This is a genomic window from Corynebacterium sp. AOP40-9SA-29, from assembly GCF_052377405.1.
Classification (GTDB): Bacteria; Actinomycetota; Actinomycetes; order Mycobacteriales; family Mycobacteriaceae; genus Corynebacterium.
On the sequence record NZ_JBQSWR010000005.1, the window covers coordinates 147,386 to 165,680 of the forward strand.

General features: G+C 64.8%; 9 protein-coding genes and 4 pseudogenes. 8 read left to right on the plus strand and 5 right to left on the minus strand.

Translation table 11 applies throughout. The features are described 5' to 3' along the window. The first annotated feature begins 14 nt into the window (after window positions 1-14). The 3 genes from ACT3SZ_RS10470 to ACT3SZ_RS10480 all read left to right on the plus strand — a co-directional run bounded on the left by ACT3SZ_RS10470 (window position 15) and on the right by ACT3SZ_RS10480 (window position 6,038). Window positions 15-3,671, plus strand: coding sequence for an alpha-(1->3)-arabinofuranosyltransferase domain-containing protein (locus ACT3SZ_RS10470; RefSeq protein ID WP_444618487.1), 3,657 nt, complete (start codon window positions 15-17; stop codon window positions 3,669-3,671). Window positions 3,672-3,795: 124 nt separating this feature from the next. Next, complete coding sequence (locus ACT3SZ_RS10475; protein WP_444618488.1) at window positions 3,796-5,229, plus strand: ATP-binding protein; 1,434 nt, start codon at window positions 3,796-3,798, stop codon at window positions 5,227-5,229. A 137-nt stretch (window positions 5,230-5,366) separates the two neighbouring features. Then, the gene (locus ACT3SZ_RS10480) at window positions 5,367-6,038 is read left to right on the plus strand and encodes a hypothetical protein (RefSeq protein WP_444618489.1); all 672 of its coding nucleotides are present in this window, start codon (window positions 5,367-5,369) and stop codon (window positions 6,036-6,038) included. A 750-nt stretch (window positions 6,039-6,788) separates the two neighbouring features. Here the strand turns inward: ACT3SZ_RS10480 and ACT3SZ_RS10485 are convergent. Beyond that, a pseudogene (locus ACT3SZ_RS10485) lies at window positions 6,789-8,106 on the minus strand (ISL3 family transposase). Between the two features lie 116 nt (window positions 8,107-8,222). Between ACT3SZ_RS10485 and ACT3SZ_RS10490 the strand changes: the two are divergent. Continuing rightward, window positions 8,223-8,756: pseudogene (locus tag ACT3SZ_RS10490) on the plus strand (IS1634 family transposase); the annotation flags it as partial. Between the two features lie 127 nt (window positions 8,757-8,883). Here ACT3SZ_RS10490 and ACT3SZ_RS10495 read toward each other — a convergent pair. Then, a pseudogene (locus ACT3SZ_RS10495) lies at window positions 8,884-9,817 on the minus strand (IS3 family transposase); the annotation flags it as partial. A gap of 53 nt (window positions 9,818-9,870) precedes the next feature. Between ACT3SZ_RS10495 and ACT3SZ_RS10500 the strand changes: the two are divergent. Further along, the gene (locus ACT3SZ_RS10500) at window positions 9,871-11,052 is read left to right on the plus strand and encodes an IS30 family transposase (protein WP_444618490.1); all 1,182 of its coding nucleotides are present in this window, start codon (window positions 9,871-9,873) and stop codon (window positions 11,050-11,052) included. 75 nt (window positions 11,053-11,127) lie between these two features. On the opposite strand, the gene ACT3SZ_RS10505 is transcribed toward ACT3SZ_RS10500, so the two are convergent. Then, the gene (locus ACT3SZ_RS10505) at window positions 11,128-11,355 is read right to left on the minus strand and encodes a transposase (RefSeq protein ID WP_444618491.1); all 228 of its coding nucleotides are present in this window, start codon (window positions 11,353-11,355) and stop codon (window positions 11,128-11,130) included. 541 nt (window positions 11,356-11,896) lie between these two features. Further along, complete coding sequence (locus ACT3SZ_RS10510; protein WP_444618492.1) at window positions 11,897-12,397, minus strand: hypothetical protein; 501 nt, start codon at window positions 12,395-12,397, stop codon at window positions 11,897-11,899. A gap of 288 nt (window positions 12,398-12,685) precedes the next feature. Here ACT3SZ_RS10510 and ACT3SZ_RS10515 point away from each other — a divergent pair. Beyond that, window positions 12,686-13,998: pseudogene (locus ACT3SZ_RS10515) on the plus strand (ISL3 family transposase). Between the two features lie 34 nt (window positions 13,999-14,032). Here the strand turns inward: ACT3SZ_RS10515 and ACT3SZ_RS10520 are convergent. After that, window positions 14,033-15,154 (minus strand): acyltransferase family protein, encoded by a 1,122-nt coding sequence (locus ACT3SZ_RS10520; protein ID WP_444618493.1) that lies wholly within the window; start codon window positions 15,152-15,154, stop codon window positions 14,033-14,035. A gap of 172 nt (window positions 15,155-15,326) precedes the next feature. Here ACT3SZ_RS10520 and ACT3SZ_RS10525 point away from each other — a divergent pair, with 172 nt between their 5' ends. Both ACT3SZ_RS10525 and ACT3SZ_RS10530 read left to right on the plus strand, forming a co-directional pair. Beyond that, window positions 15,327-16,580, plus strand: coding sequence for a DUF3068 domain-containing protein (locus ACT3SZ_RS10525; RefSeq protein WP_444618494.1), 1,254 nt, complete (start codon window positions 15,327-15,329; stop codon window positions 16,578-16,580). Between the two features lie 83 nt (window positions 16,581-16,663). Continuing rightward, entirely contained in the window at window positions 16,664-18,277 is a 1,614-nt protein-coding gene (locus tag ACT3SZ_RS10530) for a hypothetical protein (protein WP_444618495.1), read from the plus strand. Window positions 18,278-18,295 lie beyond the last annotated feature (18 nt).

The window sequence follows — 18,295 nt, forward strand, 5'->3', positions numbered from 1 at the left end:
GGAAACTGACAGGTGTGACGCTCTCCCGCCGCGGCTGGGGTCTCGCCGGCCTCCTCTGGCTGGTGGTGGCCCTGCTCCAAGGACCGGGGCTGACCGTCGCCGACACCAAACACGACCTCACGGCCGACCCGTGGGGTTTTCTCTCGCAGGCGCTGTCGCCGTGGACGGACGTCTTCCCACTAGGCCAGTTACAGAACCAGGCCTACGGCTACCTCTTCCCCCAGGGACTGTTCTTCGCCCTGCTGGATCCCCTGCCCGACTGGCTGACGCAGCGGTTGTGGTGGGCGCTGCTGCTGTTCCTCGCCTTCGCCGGTGCACTCAAACTCCTGGAGGCCACCGCCACCGGATCGCGCCTATCGCGCCTGGTGGCGGCCGTACTCTTCGCGTTGAGCCCGCGCATCCTGACCACGCTGGGGGCGATCTCCTCGGAGGCGTGGACGGTGGCGCTGGTGCCGTGGATCATGCTTCCGGTGGTGCGGATCCTGGCGGCGGGCCCCCGTCCGACGACCCGGCGGGTCGCCACCGCAGCGCTCGGCTCGGGTGTGGCGGTGCTGTGTCTGGGGGCGGTCAACGCGGTAGCCACGCTGGCCGCGGTGGTGCCGGCGGTGCTGTGGTGGCTGGCGCAGGGGGTGTTCGCCGGCGGCGCGGGGGCCGCGGTGCGCCGCCGGACGGCCTGGCGTTTCGCCGTCTGGTGGATTCCCGCTGGTGTCCTCGCCTGCTTCTGGTGGGTCGGCCCGCTGCTGATCCTGGGCCGTTACTCCCCGCCGTTCACCGACTACATCGAGGCCGCGGGCCTGACCACACACTGGTTCAACCTGGGCGAGGTGCTGCGCGGCACCACCAGTTGGACGGCGTTCCTGTCGACCGAGCGTGAGGCGGGTTTCGCGCTGGCCACCGAGGCGATCTTCGTTGCCGCGACGTTGGCCGTGGCGCTGCTGGGGCTCGCGGGTCTGGCACGCGGCGCCACCCGTTCGCGTCCTTCGCGTCCGATGCCCTTCGCCGGCACGTGGCTGCTGATGCTCGGCGCCGGCGTGCTGGTGTTCGGCATGGCGGCCTCCCCCTTCTCCCCGGTCGCCGGGGATGTCCAGGGGTTCCTGGACGGGGCGGGTGCGCCGCTGCGCAACCTGCACAAGTTCGACGCCCTGGTCCACCTGCCGTTGATCGCGGGGTTCGCCCACCTGCTCGGCGGGCTGAACGTCCCGCGCGAGCGTGCGGCATGGCTGCGTCCGGAGCACAACCGGCCGGTGGTGGCATGCACGGCGACGGCGCTGGTGGTGGCGGTGGCGTGCGCGCCGGCGTGGACCGGACGCCTGGTGCCGGAGGACGGTTTCCGGCAGGTCCCGGGGTACTGGCAGCAGGCCGCGGACTGGCTCAACGACCCGGCCAACGGGGCGGCCGACTCGCGCACGATGATCCTCCCCGAGGCCCGCACCGCCCGTCAGACCTGGGGAAACACCCGCGACGAGCCTGCTCAGGCGCTGCTGGACGTGCCCTGGGTAGTGCGCGATGCGGTGCCGTTGGTGCCGCCGGAGGCGATCCGTGGGCTGGACGGCCTGCAGCGCGAGGTCGTCGCCGAGGGTGCGTCCGGGGCGAACCCGGCGCTGGCGGACGCGATGGCGCAGCAGGGTGTGGGCTTCGTGCTGGTGCGCACCGACCTGGCGCGTACCGCGGACACTCCCGGTGCCCGGGCCGTCCTGCGCACGCTCACCGACTCCGCAGCGTCCGACGGTTTCAGCGAGGTCGCCGACTTCGGCGACGGAGGTGACGACGGCGACATCAGAATCTTCCGGGTGGACGGTACAGGCGGCACAGGCGCCGCTGCATCCGGCCCGCGTGTGGTCGACGCCGGGGACCTGGAGGTCACCGCCGGTGGTCCGGAGGTGCTGCCGCGCCTGGCGGCGGCCGACGCCGCGGCCGGACGTTCCCCGCGCGACCGGATCCTGCGCCAGGATCTGCCGGACGATTCGGCGGACGCCGACCGGTCCGTGGACACGGTGACCGACACCCCGACTCTGCGCGAGCACAACTACGGCAACGTCGTCGGCGCGGAGTCCGATATCCGCTCCGTCGACGATGCGCGCGACACCCGCAACCCCGCCCGCGACTACCCCACCGGCCTCGACGATTCCGAGCTCACGCAGGTCCGCGAGAGCAATGGGCGGATCACGGCGAGTTCCTCGGCGTCCGACCCGACGTCGCTCGGCGGGGCGCAGGCGTACTCCGGGCCGTCCGCCGCGGTCGACGGGGTCACCGAGACCGCGTGGCGTCCGGGCACCGGCTCACCGATCAACCAGACGCTGACCCTCGACCTGGCCCGCCCGGTGTCGCAGATGTCCTTGGAGGCCCGCGCCGCCGGGAGCCCGGTGCGGGTGCAGGCCACCACGTACCTCGACGGGGACACTGTGGCTTCGACGACGATGCTCATTCCCGGCTACCGCGAGGCCAGCGACTCCGACCGTCCGCTGGTGCTGCCCAGCGGGGAGGCCGACCGGGTGGAACTGCGCATCGTCGGCTCGTGGGGCGATCCGGGGCTCGGGGAGATCGCCCTGACCGAGATGGCCAGCGGGCAGGACGTGACGCCGCGCCGCGACGTCGTTGTCCCTGCCGGCGATACCGGTGCTGGCGTTCCCGACCGGTGGGTGCTGGGCCAGGAGATTTACGAGTTCGAACTGCGCCGCATCATCACCGTGCCGGACGCCGACGCACCGGTGACCGTGCAGGTGGACTCCGACCGCTGTGCTGCCGGGGAAGACACCGCGAGCAGCATCGACGGTGTCACGGTGGCCTGCGGGGACACCGTGGAACTCGACGCCGGCGAGCACGAGATCCGCAGCCGGGACCGATGGATCGCCCTGAATACGCAGGACGGGGCCACGACGCAGGACGCTGCGGCGTCCGGCGACAGCGCAGCGTCCGGCGCGCCCGGCGACCGGGTCGTGGTGACCTCCACCGCCGTCAACGACGGCCGCGCCGCCGAGCTCGACGGCACTGCGCTGGATTCGGTAACGGTGAATGGCTGGCAGCAGGGCTGGGTGGTCCCCGCCGGGCTGGCCGACGACATGAGCGATGAGGAGATCACCGCCGCTCTCGACGTGCACTTCACCGCCACCGACACCTACCAGCGATGGTTGGGTGCCGGCCTGCTCGGGGCTTTGGTGCTGCTGCTGGGGTGGGTGACCGCGCTGTGGACGACACGGCGGCACGGCTCCCGGACCAGCGTTAATGACAGCCCTGCGGCGAGCACCACCGGTGATGTCTCGGTCTCCACCGAGACCCTGTCGGGTGGCCCGCACTCCCTGGCCCGTGGTCTTCTGGTCGGTACCGGTGTGCTGGCGCTTTCGGCCGTACTCGGCGGCGTGGCGGGAGTGGGCGTGGCCGCGGCGACCATGGCCGTCAGCCTGGCGGGCCCGGCCCTGGTCAACCGCCTGCCAGCGTCCGGAAAGTGGCCCACTGTGCGCCGGGCCGTGCGGTGGGTGAGCCGTCCGACGGTACTGGCGATGGTGCTGGGCGGGATCGCTACGGCACTGATGATCCGCTCCCCGTGGGGCAGCGGTGATTACGCCGGATACTCCTGGACGGTGCAGCTGCTATTCCTCGCCTGCCTCGTCGCCACCGCCTGCGGGCAGATCCCCGTCAAGCAGCCTGAGCATCGGGGCACGCCACCTACGTGATGGCTACTTGATAGCTACTTGATAGGTCGGATGACAAGTAGACACCCACCGTGACCTGCGACGACAGTTCTACTTGATAGCTACTTGATAGATCTATCAAGTAGATCGAGGTACTATGAGCCGCATGACCACGCCCGCCTGGAACTGCAGCTCAGTCGTCCACTCACCCGAGAACCAGTGGTTCGACCGCAAGAGCTTCCGGACCCAGGCCAAGGACCTCGCCAAAGCAATCATCGCCTTCGCCAACTCCGACGGCGGGACGGTGGCCCTCGGCATCCACAACGGAAAACTCGAGGGGAAGCCGACGGCCGACCAGCTCAACCAGTTCCGCCAGGTAGGGGTTGAGCAGATCAGTCCGACCGTCCGCTACGAGGTCTCCCTCCTGGATTGCACCACCGAGTCGGGGGAGCCCGCGCAGGTCTGCCTCCTTGACGTACCCGCCAGTGAACGAGTGCACGAGGCGAAAGACGGGAACTGCTACCTGCGAATCGGCGACCAATCGATGAAGCTCAACTTCGATGACCAGCTTGAGCTTCGCTACAGCAAGGGGGAGAGACAATACGACTCGCAACCGGTCCGAGACAACGGCGGCAGCAATGGAACCGGTATGGAGGTTCTCGACACCCGAGCCACTGAGGCCTATGCCGAAACAATCGGCGCACGTGACGCCATGTCCGCGTTGAAGGGTCGACACCTTCTGACCAGGAAGGGCGAGGTGACAGTAGCCGCGGAACTCCTCTTCGGTACCGACCCTCAGGAGTTCTTCCCGAATGCCCTCATCAGGGTTCTCCAGTTCGAGAGCCCCCGGCGGGAGACAGGCCGTCGACAGAACATCATCGAGGACATTCGCATCGAAGGCACCATCCCCTCGATGATCAAGGAGGCTTCGAGCACCATCCGCAGGCTCCTTCCCCGTCGCCGACGCCTCGACGACACCGGCACCTTCGTGTGGCAATCGACCCTGCCAGAGGACGCTTGGCTCGAGGGCCTAGTCAATGCAACACTGCACCGGTCCTACAGCCTGGCCGGGGATCATATCCGCGTCGAGTTGTACCCGGACCGCATAGAAATCACCAGCCCAGGCAGGTTCCCAGGACTCGCCGACCCGAGGACCCCGCTGTCCATCGCCCGGTTCGCCCGAAATCCACTGATCGCCAGGGTCGCCATCGACCTCGGTGTCGGCCAGGAACTGGGCGAAGGCATCAGGCGCATCTACGACGAAATGCGGGCCGGAGGATTCACAGATCCCGAGTACCGGCAGACGAACGGCACCGTGACGCTGATCCTGCGAGCAGAGCAGGCAGTGGACGCTACGACCATGGAAAGGCTGCCCCGCCACGCGGAAGAGGTCCTGGCCACCCTCCGGGAGTCCCGCTCCCCGATGGGGACCGGCGAGATCGTGGAGATCTTGTCCATCAACCGGCCCGCTATCCAACGAGCACTCAAGGCACTCAGCGAGGAAGGCCTGATCGATTGGTCCGGACAGTCTCCCCGAGATCCACGAGCGGTCTGGTCTTTCCACGAGATGTCCCTGCCGCCACGACACCAGACACCATGAGCCTTACGCCCCGCTACCTTTATCGCTACTTGATAGATCTATTAAGTAGATTGCGGTAGTGTTCCCGCCGTGATGCGGCCACAAGAGCCTCATTAGTTCGAATGCCACACAATACAATCTTTAACGAGGACTCAACAGTGAACAAGAAAAACCTCGCCAGCGCGCTGTGCTCCATCAGCATCGCCTCCTTCGCACTCACCGCCTGCGGCGCCGACACCGAAGCTTCCGACACCGCGGTCGCGACCGATGTAGCGGCCGATCCAGCAGGCGACACGGCGACCGAGACCACGACCTCCGCGACACCGTCCGCCGCAGGTGACCCCGAGGACTGCCCCGCCTCCGAGGGTGAGATGATCGAAGCCAATCAAAACCCCGGCGAGCCGACCTTCGCCATCCCCCTCCCCGATGGTTGGGAGAGGAACACGGCCATGGACAGCGAAATCGTCCGCCTGGGAATCGCACACGCTGAATCCCAGGAGAGCTTCTCATCAGCCGTCATCACCGCGGAGCAGACGCCGGCACCTGTCGGTGAGATCGACCTCGGGCTCGACCAGGTGGCCAAGGACGGATCCATTCAGGAGGAAGCCCCCTCCACCATCTGTGGGTTCACCAGCCAGCGCGTCGACTACATCTTCAGCTCCCCGCAGGGTGAAGTCCCCGCAACGCTCCTCGCCATCTCCGTCCCCTCCGATGATGGCTACACCACCGCAGCGCTGACCGTGCAGCAGTCCGACCCAGACGCCGAGCACTACGCAGAGACCAAGGAGGAGACCCTCGACGGCTTCACCGTGGTCGAGACTCCTCAGTAGCGCGCCCCTGCCACCACCGGTTCACCGCCCGACGCGAGTCAGCGGTGGACCGATGGATATTCCGCTCGGCAATCAGATCGCAGAATTACCGATCCCCTAAAGAATGGCCACAATGGACTCACTGCTAATAGCACTGTTGGGCACGCTGATGACACTGTCCCCAGTGATTGTGCTCATCATCTGGGCCAGGAAAAAGAGGTCTCGACGTAATAACCCAGGCGATGTACCGAAGATGAATTTCTTCGACGACTGGGTTGGTGGACCTGCTCCGACAAGGCACTTCGAGGTAGGCCAGCCTTTTCTGGAGAAAGTCGAATATCCTCGAGAACGCGAATGATAAGATAGGCGGAATTCCAATGGAGGACCTGAAGATATGGGGGATAATCACTGTCGCAGTGTATGCAATTGGACTATCAGTCGTACTATTGATAGTCGAGAAATCTTCAGACTGCCCCATAGGTCGACAAATCGCCGAGGCTACATTCTTCAACTTTTCGATCTCCCTCTTCATCCCCATCTTTCTGTGCGCATTTACAGAAACATCACTTCTGGCCTATTTTGGTCTCAGCCTGGGCACGTTTCTCGGATTCAGCCTATGTCGCTACTACGTAAGCCTGACAGTAATTCCACCATCGCCAAAATATCTATGGAACGCAGAGAAAGTATTATGGAAATACGTTTCCAGTAAAGTGTCTCGATAACTCCCGAAGAATCAGTGTCACCAACAAGGGTTTTCTGGCTCTTCGCGATTCACAGTGCGTTGATCCGGTCGCGGAGTTGCCCGGAGTGGATCAGCGACCTCAAGATGTAGTGGTCCAGATTTCGGAACCCCAGTGCAATGCCGCGCAGGTGCTCCAGCCTCCCGTTGACGGCTTCGACGGGCCCGTTCGACGCTCCGACGTCGAAATACGCCAGGATATCGGCCCGACGACGCCACAACGTACGCCCGAACTGCGCCAACTCCTCCAACCCCTTCGGCAAGCCCTTACGCAGCGTGTCGATCAACCCGGCCATCAACTTCTTGCCCCGTGACTTGTCCGGATGGCCGTACGCGGCAATGAGATCCTGGTAGAAGCCCCAGGTGACCTGCAAAGCGACGTAGTCATCGTCGGTGGCCCACAGCAGATCCAGCCGCTGTTTCTGCCGCTCGGTCAGATAGTTCGTCCTGGTCATCAAGCTCCGGCGGTGCTTGTACAACGGGTCATCCTTGCGTCCACGCCGACCCGTCGTCTCTCGTTGCAGGCGCTGCCGACACCCGGTGAGCTTCTCGGCTGCCAGGTGCACCACATGGAACGGGTCCATCACCTTCGTCGCCGCTGGTAAGGCGTGGTCCACGGCGGTGGCGTAGCCGGCGAAGCCGTCCATCGTGACGACCTCCACACGCTCGCGGAAACCAGGGTCACGCTCGTTGAGCCAGGTTCGTAGAACCTCGGCACTTTCGTCCGGGGCGCATATCGATCAACCGCGCCGGCCCGCGCCCATCGACCAGCGGGGTCAGATCCACCAGCACCGTGACCATCGAGGAGGGCTCGCCCGGCCGGCGGGTGTGTTTCCACACGTGCTCATCGACACCGAGTATCCGCACGTCAGCCAGGTGATCGCCGGAGTCGTAGACGAGGTTGCGGACCGCCTGCACCGCGATCTTGTTGACCAACTGCCACCCGACGCCCAAGGCTTTCGCAGTGGCTGAGACACTCATGCGGTCGATGGCCAGGCGTTGCAGGATCCAGCGATTCACCCGGTGGGTCAGTTTCGACCCATCGTCAGCACAACCCAGTGAAGCCAGGAAGATCTTGCGGCTGCAGGCATCGTTGGCGCAGGTGAACCGCGGGACACGGACGTGGAGTCGCGTCGGGAAGCCGACGACCGGCAGGTCCACCAGCTGCCGAGTGACGTGATCTCGCAACACACCCGGATGTTTGCAGCCAGGACACCGGTCGTCGACGGCCACCTGGGCGACGTCGATGACGGTGAACGGGCCGGCGTCCGCGGCGTCAGTGATGGTCAATCCGATTTCTTCCGGTGCGGCGTGAAAAGTGTCGGCGACGAGGTTGCCAGTAGTGTGCATTGTAGGGTCCTGGTTCGGTCAGATGAAGGTGTGGTAACTCTCATCTTGTACCGGCCAGGGCCTCTATATGTTGTGCCACACCGCATCGGCCCCACCCCTCAGCTATGCACTCCGTATCGCGAAGAGCCGTCAAAGGCATCGACGAGTCGCTGCGCAAAGCCAAGGACATCGCGTCAGGCAAGACCGCGGTCAAACGCAACCGGTACGTGAAGATGGGGAAAACGACCAAGCAGGTGAACCTGGAGCTGGCCAGTCAGCATCGGGAGCTCGCGGGGATAAAGGCCTATGTGACCAGCAGGGTTAATGATGATCCGATGGAGATCATCGGGGCCACTCACCGACGACTGTTTCAGATCGAGCGATCGTTTCGGATGGCGAAGTCGGATCTTCGAGCCCGCCCGGTATTCCATACGCTCAAAGCTTCGATTGATGCCCACCTGACAGTGGTCATGTCCGCGATGGCGGTAGGGCGATGGTTGGAGTCGGTGACGGGGTGTTCGCTGAAGAGAATAGTGCAACAACTGCGTGGTTACCGAGAGATGCACATCAATGTCGGCGGGCACGAGGCGGTTGCTGCGGTGCCGTTGCCGCCTGAACTATCCGAACTCATGAACGAAATCAGGCGCCATGGGCCGGGGACTGTACACTAAATTGAGCCAAGTCAGGTAGAACGAGAGAACATCCAGGAGCAGACACACCCCGAGCCCGTCAATACCAATATTGACCCCTGTCCTTGCGATGTTCAACTGGGCTGACCCGCAAATCGTGGACAGGTAATTAAGCGGCGTTGAGTTCCTCAACAGCAGGTTCAACGACAAGATTCATTTCGAACTCGACCGGTGGGACGTAGCCAAGCGCGGAGTGCAGACGCCGCCGATTGTACCGTGACTCAATCCAGTTCGCCACCGCTTGTGTGGCTTCGGCCCGGGTGGGCCACTTGCGTCGGTCGTAAAATTGAAGTCTTCAGCGTTGCCCACACGCTTTCTGCCATCGCGTTGTCCCAGCACACGCCTGTACGGCCCATCGATTGCCGCATCTTCAGATCCTGACACACCGCGAACATGGCATTGCTGGTGAATTCACTGCCTCGGTCGGCATGGAACACCAGGTCATCGGGCACTTCCCCGCGCAGCGTATGCGCCATGCGAAGAGCACGCTCGACCAGGAACGTCCCCATGCGTGAGTCCATCGCCCAGCCCAGGATCCGCCGCGAGTGCGCATCGGTGATCGCTGCGAGGTACAACCATCCTTCACCGGTGCGAAGATAGGTGATGTCCGATATCCAGACGGCATTGAGCCGCCCGGTATCCCACTGCCGTGTGACCAGGTCAGGGATCTTGTAGGGGTCCAGTCCATTGATGGTCGTCACCGGGGTGAACCGTTTGGGACTGATGCCCTCGAGGCTCTGACGGGCCATGGACGCCGCCACGGTCTTCTTGTCCACGGTGGTGCCTTCACGGGCAAGCTGAGCGGTCACCCGGATCGCGCCGTACACGTCGTCAGACTCCTGGAACACCGTTCGTACCTTGGTGTCGAGCACCTCGCGGGCGGCTCGTCGTGCTGACGGCGAGCCGGCCTGTCGCTTGACCCAGGCGTAGTACCCGGACCGGGAGACGCCCAGCAGTCGTGCCATCCGCTTGACCTCGAAGTTCGCCTTCTCAGCAGCCATCAGTTCATACCGTTCGTCGGTTGATGCTTGGCCGCGAAGAAGGCCGCGTTAGACTCAAACCGTGAGTGCAACACCCTGATCGACAGGAGGCAAACATGGCGAAGCTCGGGCGACCAGGTCTACCCGAACACGAACGCCGTAGAGTCTGGGAACTGTGGAAGGCAGGCCACTCCTTCAGCCACATCTCACGCAGTGTCGGAGTACCGCCGGGATCAGTATTCTCCATCCTCAAACCCCGCGGCGGCATCTACTACCCAACCCCGCACCCTCGACCTGAATCACTGACGCTGATCGATCGCGAAGAAATCTCCCGCGGCATCGCTGCGGGCCGGTCCATCCGCAACATCGCGGAAAGCCTGGGCCGGTCACCATCGACGATCAGCCGCGAAATCAGGCGCAACAAGGGACAGAAAGCCTATCGGGCCGTTGATGCCAACGATCGTGCACAGCGGCGACGGCGCCGGCCTCAACGATTGAAGCTGCAGAAGAACCCTGTTCTGTGCAACTACGTGTCCGCGCGGTTGGGCCACTGCTGGTCGCCAGAACAGATCAGCGGACGTCTCCATCGCGACTACCCTGGCAATCGGCGCATGCACATCAGTCCAGAGGCGATCTATCGCAGCGTTTACCTCAACTCGGGTAGGAAGGTCCTGCCCCACAATATTCACCATAATCTGCGTCGGAACCGGCCCATCCGGCATGGAAAGCACTACACCACTCGTGGACAGTGGCGATCGACGATCAAGAATGCTCGCCCCATCGCAGACCGACCACAAGCGGCCAATGAGCGTGCCGAAGCTGGCCATTGGGAGGGCGATCTCATCCTGGGGCCGAACACCACTCAGGTCGCGACTCTCGTCGACCGTGTCACCCGGGTCCTCGATCTCGTCGCCACACCCAGCCGAAGAGCCGCATGTGTCAAAGACCAACTGATCAACCGTTTCAACGACCACGACCAGACCCGAGGTCCGCTGAGCACTCTGACATGGGATCGGGGCATGGAGCTGGCCGAGCATGAAGCCATCAGTCAGTCCACGGGAGTCGAGGTGTTCTTCGCCGATCCGCGTAGTCCTTGGCAGCGGGGCACGAACGAGAACAGCAACGGATTGACGCGACAGTATTTGCCGAAGAAGACCGACCTCGGGGCCTACGAGCAGTCAGACCTCGACAAGATCGCTTACGAGCTCAACACTCGACCACGGAAGTGCTTGGGCTTCCGAACGCCACTTGAGGCCCAACACGATCACGCAACCAGAAAAGAGCAAGTGTTGCCTTGACGATTTGAATCCAAGGCTGCTTTTCCCAGGAACTCGTTGTCCTTCTTCATGTCGGCGAGTTCACGGCGCAGTTGCTTAAGTTCGCCCGCGCTCGTCAAGGTTCAGTTCGCCGGTGGGTTCGTCGGCGGCCTCGGCACGTTGTGCGGCGACCCACTTTCCGAGCGTCTGGGCTCCGACGTTGAGTTCGCGGGAGACTTCGGCGACGGTGCGGCCGGTGTCGATGACGAGCCGAGCTACCTCCTGTTTGAATTCAGGGCTGAAGGTTCTCCGGGATCGGGAGCCCGGGTTCTTCTTCTCGGTCATGGTGACATCCTCTCGTGCGGGACGGCAGTCCCGCTAGTTCGGGTGTCCACTACTCAAGGGTAGGCCCACAACCGCTAGTACAGGGGTCAATATTGCTGTGGATCATGAGTTGGGTGAAGAGTGACCTATTGCGTAACTCCGACTAATAGTAAATTGATGCATTGGGGTCAATAAGCCCCTTTGCTTCCCTTCATTAACCCCCAACCTATGAGCATAATGCAAACAGATGCAATCGGAAGTCCTCCGTGTGCCGAAAACTTCGACACAGCAGCCAACAGCACAAAGGCAGCAATCCCCAATGCGCCGGCAGCAATCGAGGCATATCCCAGGGACCGGAGAACAGCTCTCGACTCCTCCCCGAGGGTCAGACGCTCGCGGCGCTCAACCACAGTTGCCCCCCAGGCAAGGGGCAGCGCTGAGATCAACCAGATTCCGGTTGACACCAGCAAGTTCCCTAAGACGGCCGCAGCGATGCCCAAGAACAGGACCACAGTTCCGAGGAGCACAGTGCCCCTACCAAGCGCCGTCTTCGGAAACATCTCTAGCACTTCGTGCCAACCCACGCTAGAAAGGCGCTGCTACCCATGGCGTACATGGTGGCCAGGACTACAGCCCCAGCAGGACCGGTTGCAGCAACGGCAGCAATTCCGGCAGTCCATCCAGCTCCGCGAATAATGTCAACAACCCAGATGAGCATCGAGCAGCTTACGCCAGCATAGGTTTCCTCACCCTCACCGTTCGGTAGAGGGTAGCTGGTCGTTTGACCATTCTCAGAGGTGACTACAACCTCGTCACTATCGACATCGGCCACAGCCGTGACACTGCCCTGCGAGGTCTCAACTACAGCAGTGTGGTCATCGATCTGCTCTGCACGAACCTGGTCATCCGCATGTGCCTCGCGGACCTGGTCAACAGAAGCAGAGTTCGCAGGTTCAGCCAATGCGGACGGCGCATTCAATACGAAACCAGAGGCGACCGCAACACCGGTGACCAGAGCAAGCGCTCGTTGCCGGACTACAGATCGGGAGTGTAAAGAGAGCATGAGAGTCCCTTCCTCATGTCAGATACGAACTTGCTATTTAAGCGTAAAACATCATCGCAGGATGCACAAGACACACTCTAATCTTGATCATATTTTCAGATATATTAGTCCATTTCCGCTGTTCATATGGGGCTAAACCGGCCCTTCCGGATCCAGAGTGCGTAGCAGGTGTGAAGCCCGCTAGCCTGTGACCACAACATGTAGTGGCCAAAGCCCCCTCAACGATAGAAGGACCCTGTGGTGACAAGATGAAGGTGTCGAATCAACGCCTCATCAACCACAGGATCCATGACACACTCTACCGACTCCGCCGCCACTGCCAACATCGTCGCCGACACCATCTGCCGCACAGTAGAACTCGGCTTGTCGATCGACGACGCCGCCGACGGCGGGGACATCACCCATCTGTTCTGCCACCCGCGGCACATCGACGACACGTGCCCTCGCTGCCATGAGCACGGACAGCTCCGTGACCACGTCGACCGCCGGCTGACTGACCTTCCCATCGCCGGGCACCCCACACTGCTGCACGTCAAGCAACCCCGGATGGTCTGCGGCAACGATGACTGTGACGTCTCGATTTTCCGGGCGTCGATGCCCCACACCGCCAACGATCGAGAGTCTGTGACCTGGCGGGTATCCCGCTGGATCTTGCAACGCATGGCCGTCGACAACATGAGCGTGAAAAGCCTGCGCAGCAGCGCTGGGCATAGGTTGGGACATGGCCAACGACCTGGCCTTGTCGGCCTGCCGTGACCTGGCGTACGGCGACGTCCACAGGCTGGACCACGTGCGGGTCTTAGGTGTCGATGAGCACAAGTGGAAGCACGTCCGTGGTGATGGCTCTGCCTCGTTTGTCACCGTGATCGTGGATCTGACCCCCGCGGTCGATGGCACAGGGCCCGCCCGGTTGTTGGACATGGTCGCTGGCCGCTCGGCCGACGCGTTCGGAAACTGGCTGCAAGACCGTGACCAGCGGTTCCGTGACACTGTCAAGATCACCACGATGGACGGATTCACCGGCTACGCCAAAGCCGCCGAACAGCATTTGGACACCGCGCGCACGGTCATGGACCCTTTCCACGTGGTGCACCTGGCCGCCGACAAACTCGACGAGTGTCGGCGACGTGTCCAGAGTGAGACGTTGGGCCATCGCGGGCGTCGAGGTGACCCGCTCTACGGCATCCGCCGCTCGTTGGTGACACCGAAGCGTGCCGATCGTCTTGACGAGGTGCTGACCGCCGATGAGCACGTTGCGGTGCAGGTGACGTGGGACTGTTACCAGGAGTTGATTGCTGCGTATCAGGATCCTGATCGTCGGGCGGGCAAGCTTCGACTGTTCAAGCTGGCCAAGCGGTTGCACCTGGGAATTCCTGACGGGCTCAAGGAGCTACGCTGCCCTAGGGCGCACGCTGTGGAAGCGGCGTAAAGACATCCTGGCGTACTTCGACACCGGCGCATCCAACGGGCCGGTCGAGGCCATCAACGGTCGTCTGGAGCACCTGCGCGGCATCGCCTTGGGTTTCCGCAACAAGGCGAACTACATCTTGCGATCGTTGATCCATTCCGGCGGGCTCCGGGAAGCGATCAACGCACTCTAAAACCGGAAGAGCCAGTAAAATACAACCCGGCCGGTCACCTGGTGACCCGTCCCTGCCACCACCGGTTCACCGCCCGGCGCGCGGGGTCCTCGAGCAGGGCGTAGCTCAACGCCGCCACGGGGATCGTCAACACCACCGTCGCCACGAGCACCAGCAGCATCTCCCCCTGGAACAGTCCGATCCCCAGCAGCGGGAACACCAGCGACAACATTGCCATGTGCCACAGGAAGATCGAGTACGACCACCGGCCCAAGGCCTGCATCACCGCCGAGTCCAGCACCCGCGACGCAGGTGCCACCGCCCACGGCACGATCAGGCACGCGGCGAAGACCAGGCCGTAGAAGTTACGGCGGGCGAACTCCCCGTCCCCCGCCGTCACCAGACCCTCCGGGCCGTCCAGCGCGGCGACGAGCACCGCGAGCACCGCGAGCAGCAACCACAGCCACCGTCGCCGCGCCCAGCGGCGCACGGCGTCCACCGTCCTTACGTGGCGTCCGTCCGCAGCGTCCTGCAGCCAGCCCTCCAATTCAGCGGCGAGCAACCCCACCCCGAACCAGGACAGGAACGCCCACGGCATGATGTGCGCGTTGACCGGTGCGCCGTGCCACGCGACGAACGGCCAGATATAACTCAGGCAGCCCACCGCCACGATCGCCGCCACCCGCACCCGCCGGCGGCGGCGTCCCACCGCCAGCGCCAGCAGCGGCATCAGCAGGTAGAAGAACATTTCCACGCACAACGACCACAGGTGCGTGAGTCCGCCGACCAGACCGTCCGGCACGTAATTCTGCAGCAACAAAAGGTTCGCCACCGTCGCCACCGGGCCCGGCGCCCCGCCCTCCGAGGCAACCGGGAACAGCAGCAGGACGACGACCACCGTGACCCAATACGCCGGCAGGATCCGCCCCAGACGTTTCACGTAGTACGCCCCCCACCTGGTCTCCGCGGCATGGCGACGCCACAACAGGAACCCCGACAAGGCGAAGAACACCGGGACGAAGAAGTCCAGGCGCGCCATCATCCGGTTGACCAGCCCGCCGGTGTCATTGCCCGTCTGGAAGGCCACATGGGCGACGATGATCCCCAACGCGGCGACCGCGCGCATCCCCTCCAGGGCGGGGAGGAAGGTTTTCCGGGACCGGCTCGTCTGGCTCATCGCCGATCAGGTTACCGTGGACGGGACGCCCCGCGCGCCCGTGCCGTCGGTGAACATCCGTCACCAGCGCCGGATTCCTGGCGCGTTCCTCCACGGCGTCGTAGTTTCAGCAGGTAAAGTAGCCGTGGATTCCCCGCTCGTTGACGTACACCAGGACAGGAACCAGACCCCCATGAAGAAGGTCTTCTCCCACCTCGCCATCCTCCTCGGCGCCGCTCTGCTGGTCATCGCGCTGGCACTGCCGAACTACGTCCTACCGAAGGGCAAGGTCATCCCGAAGGACATCGAATCGGCGACGGTCACGAAGGTCACCCCGGGGATCCTGACCGACGCCGGTGCGCTCGCCGCCGACGAACCGGTGGCCGGCAAGGAATCCCTGCCGGAGTGCCAGGGTGAGAACAAGGTCGTGAGCTGCTTCATCTGGCCGGAGACCGATATCCAGTCCCAGCGCTTCGTGCGCGCCCAGGATCCCACCGACGACGACGAGGTCACCCTCGAAGCCGGCGGCACCGTGTACCAGGCAGATCTGCCCGAGCCGGACAACCTGCTGTCCGCCGAGATCGACCGCGTGACCCTTGACCGCAAGACCGTCTACCCGGTCGACGAGCCCACCTCCTCGCTGAACATCACCGCCCCCGGGGTGGACGGCGGCAACGTCAACGAGGACGTCCCCCAGTTCACCCGCACCGGCCTGCAGTTCCAGTTCCCCTTCAACACCGAGAAGAAGGCCTACCCCTACTTCGACCACCGGTTGATGGAGACCAATGACATCGACTTCGTCGACCAGGAGAAGATGGACGGCGAGACGGTCTACCGTTTCGAGCAGCAGATCGGCCCGTCGGAGATGTACCCGAACGTGGAGGCCATGCTTAAGGGCGACGGAGAGCTCAGTGCCGCCGACCAGCAGTCCCTCGGCTCGCTGAAGCTGTCCTTCCCCGCGGCAAAGTGGGGCCTGACCCCCGACGAGGTCGAGGGATGGGATCCCGAGGACGAGGACGCTGCGGCGTCCGACGACGAGGACGCCGCGTCCAACGATGATGAGGACGCCGACCTCGGCCCGGAGGTCGAGATGAGCCGCTACTACACCGTGGACCGCACCCTGCGCGTGCAGCCGGACACCGGCGTGATCGTGCACGGCGCCGAGGAAGTGTGGATGTACTACGCCCGCGACGACGCCGAGGCCGAGGAGATGGCCCAGCCGGAGAACCGCGAGCGTGAACTGGCGAACCCGACCCGCACCGCCATGTACTACCCCGGCGAGTTCAACGACGAGACCCACGAGAACCAGATGAACCGCGCGAAGGACGGCCTGCGCTCGATGGACATCATCGGCACCTACGTCCCGTGGGGCGCGGGCATCATCGGTGTGATCCTGCTCGTCGTCGGGATCATCCTCGCCCGCTCGTCGGGCCGCCACCGCGGCTGACGTTCCCGCCCCGGCACCACCGGCACCACCGGGGCGACCGGGGTCGATAGGGGTCACCGGGCCCGGCCCCTAGAATCAGGACGATGACCACCCCGGCACCCACCCAGCCACCGCGTACGGCATCCCGCCGCGCACGGTGGCTGCTGCCGTTGTGGTGCGCGGTGCTGACCTGCGCGGTCCTGTGGCCCTTCGTGCTGACGCTGCTCAACCAGCTCAACCAGCTCGGTGCAGGCGGCGCACCGTCGCTGGTGCTCCGCGACATGGTCGTGCCCCACACCATGGCGCTGAACGACCTCGCCACCGGACGCGACGGCCTGCCGCGCGCCGTCCCCCAGGACACCGTCCTGGCCTGGTTGTCGCCGCTGATTCCCCCGCCGGTGACGGTCAGCGTGCTGATGCTCGCCGCCGGCTGGATCGGTGCGCTGGGTGCCGCCGCCCTCGCCCGGCACGTCGGGGGCAACTGGGTGGCCATGGCCATCGCCCCGGCGTTGACCCTGTGGAGCCCCTTCGTCGCCGAGCGGCTGCTACAAGGCCACTGGTCGGTGGTGGCCGCCGGGATGTTGCTGCCCACCGTCGCACTCACCGCGATGCGTGGCACGCGTGGCTCGCTACTCGCCCTCGTGCTGCTCATGGCGGTGTGCGCGCTCACCCCGACGGGCCTGGTGCTCGCGGTGGTGACGGCGCTGGTGGCGTCCGGCAGTCTGCGCCGCAAGGCGCTGGTCGCCGGCACTGCGGTGGTGCTCGCCCTGCCGTGGGTCGTCCCCACGCTACTCAACGCCGGTGCCTCGGCAGCGCGGTCGGACGCCGCGGGTGCGGCGCTATTCGCCGCGCGCGCCGAACCCGGGGTGGGGACGCTCGGGGCGCTGGCGGGGCTCGGCGGCATCTGGAACGCCGAGGCCGTCCCTGCCTCCCGCGAGGCCCTCGCCCCGCTGAGCACCGGTGCCGGGGTGGTCCTGGCGCTCGCCGCCTGCGTGGTCGCCGGGGTACTGGTGCGACGCCGCACGCTGCGCTGCGTCCCGCTGGTATGCCTGGCGGGCCTGGCCGTGCTGCTGCCCGCGGTGGCGGCCACTCCCCCCGGCGTGGCGGTGCTCGGCTGGTTCGTCGAGAACCTCCCCGGCGCGGGCCTGGTGCGCGACACCCAGAAGTTCGTGGTCCTTGCCCTGCCCGGGGCGGTGGTGCTGCTGGCCTGCGGGCTGCGCGCGACGCGTCGGGGCACGTGGGCGGGTCTGGGCGTCCTGCTGCTGGTGTGGGCGGGCGTGCCCGCCCTGCCGCGCGACGTCGCCGACGTCGCCCCCGTGCAGTTGGACGCCGCCTACGCCGAGGCGTCCGACGAGGTCGCGCGCTGGCAAGAAGAGAACGGGGGGACGGCGCGGACGCTGCTGTGGCCGCCGGGCAGCTACCGCATGGTCGCGGGGCGTCCGGCGCTGGATCCGGCGTTGAAGATGGTGCCCGGCGCGCCTGTCGACCCCGGGTACCTGATCGTGGACGGCCAGCTCGTCGACGGGGACCCGGACACCGTGGCCACGCTCACCGAGGTGGCGTCCGGTGAGGACCGGCTCGCCGAACGGGGCGTGGACCTGGTGCTGGTGCAGGATGGCGCGGATTCCGACGCAGCGGACGCGGCAGACGCGGTGCTGGAGCAGCACCGCGAGATCTGGGCGTCCGACGGGTGGCGGCTGTACGAAGTGACAGGCTAGCGGCGAGGCAGCGCGCGG

What these genes read in the sequence shown, in the direction of transcription:
- ACT3SZ_RS10475 (WP_444618488.1), top strand. Translation starts at nt 3,796, where the DNA reads ATGACCACGCCCGCCTGGAACTGCAGCTCAGTCGTCCACTCACCCGAG.
- ACT3SZ_RS10500 (WP_444618490.1), top strand. Translation starts at nt 9,871, where the DNA reads ATGGCGAAGCTCGGGCGACCAGGTCTACCCGAACACGAACGCCGTAGA.
- ACT3SZ_RS10505 (WP_444618491.1), bottom strand. Translation starts at nt 11,355, where the DNA reads ATGACCGAGAAGAAGAACCCGGGCTCCCGATCCCGGAGAACCTTCAGC.
- ACT3SZ_RS10510 (WP_444618492.1), bottom strand. Translation starts at nt 12,397, where the DNA reads ATGCTCTCTTTACACTCCCGATCTGTAGTCCGGCAACGAGCGCTTGCT.
- ACT3SZ_RS10520 (WP_444618493.1), bottom strand. Translation starts at nt 15,154, where the DNA reads ATGAGCCAGACGAGCCGGTCCCGGAAAACCTTCCTCCCCGCCCTGGAG.
- ACT3SZ_RS10525 (WP_444618494.1), top strand. Translation starts at nt 15,327, where the DNA reads ATGAAGAAGGTCTTCTCCCACCTCGCCATCCTCCTCGGCGCCGCTCTG.
- ACT3SZ_RS10530 (WP_444618495.1), top strand. Translation starts at nt 16,664, where the DNA reads ATGACCACCCCGGCACCCACCCAGCCACCGCGTACGGCATCCCGCCGC.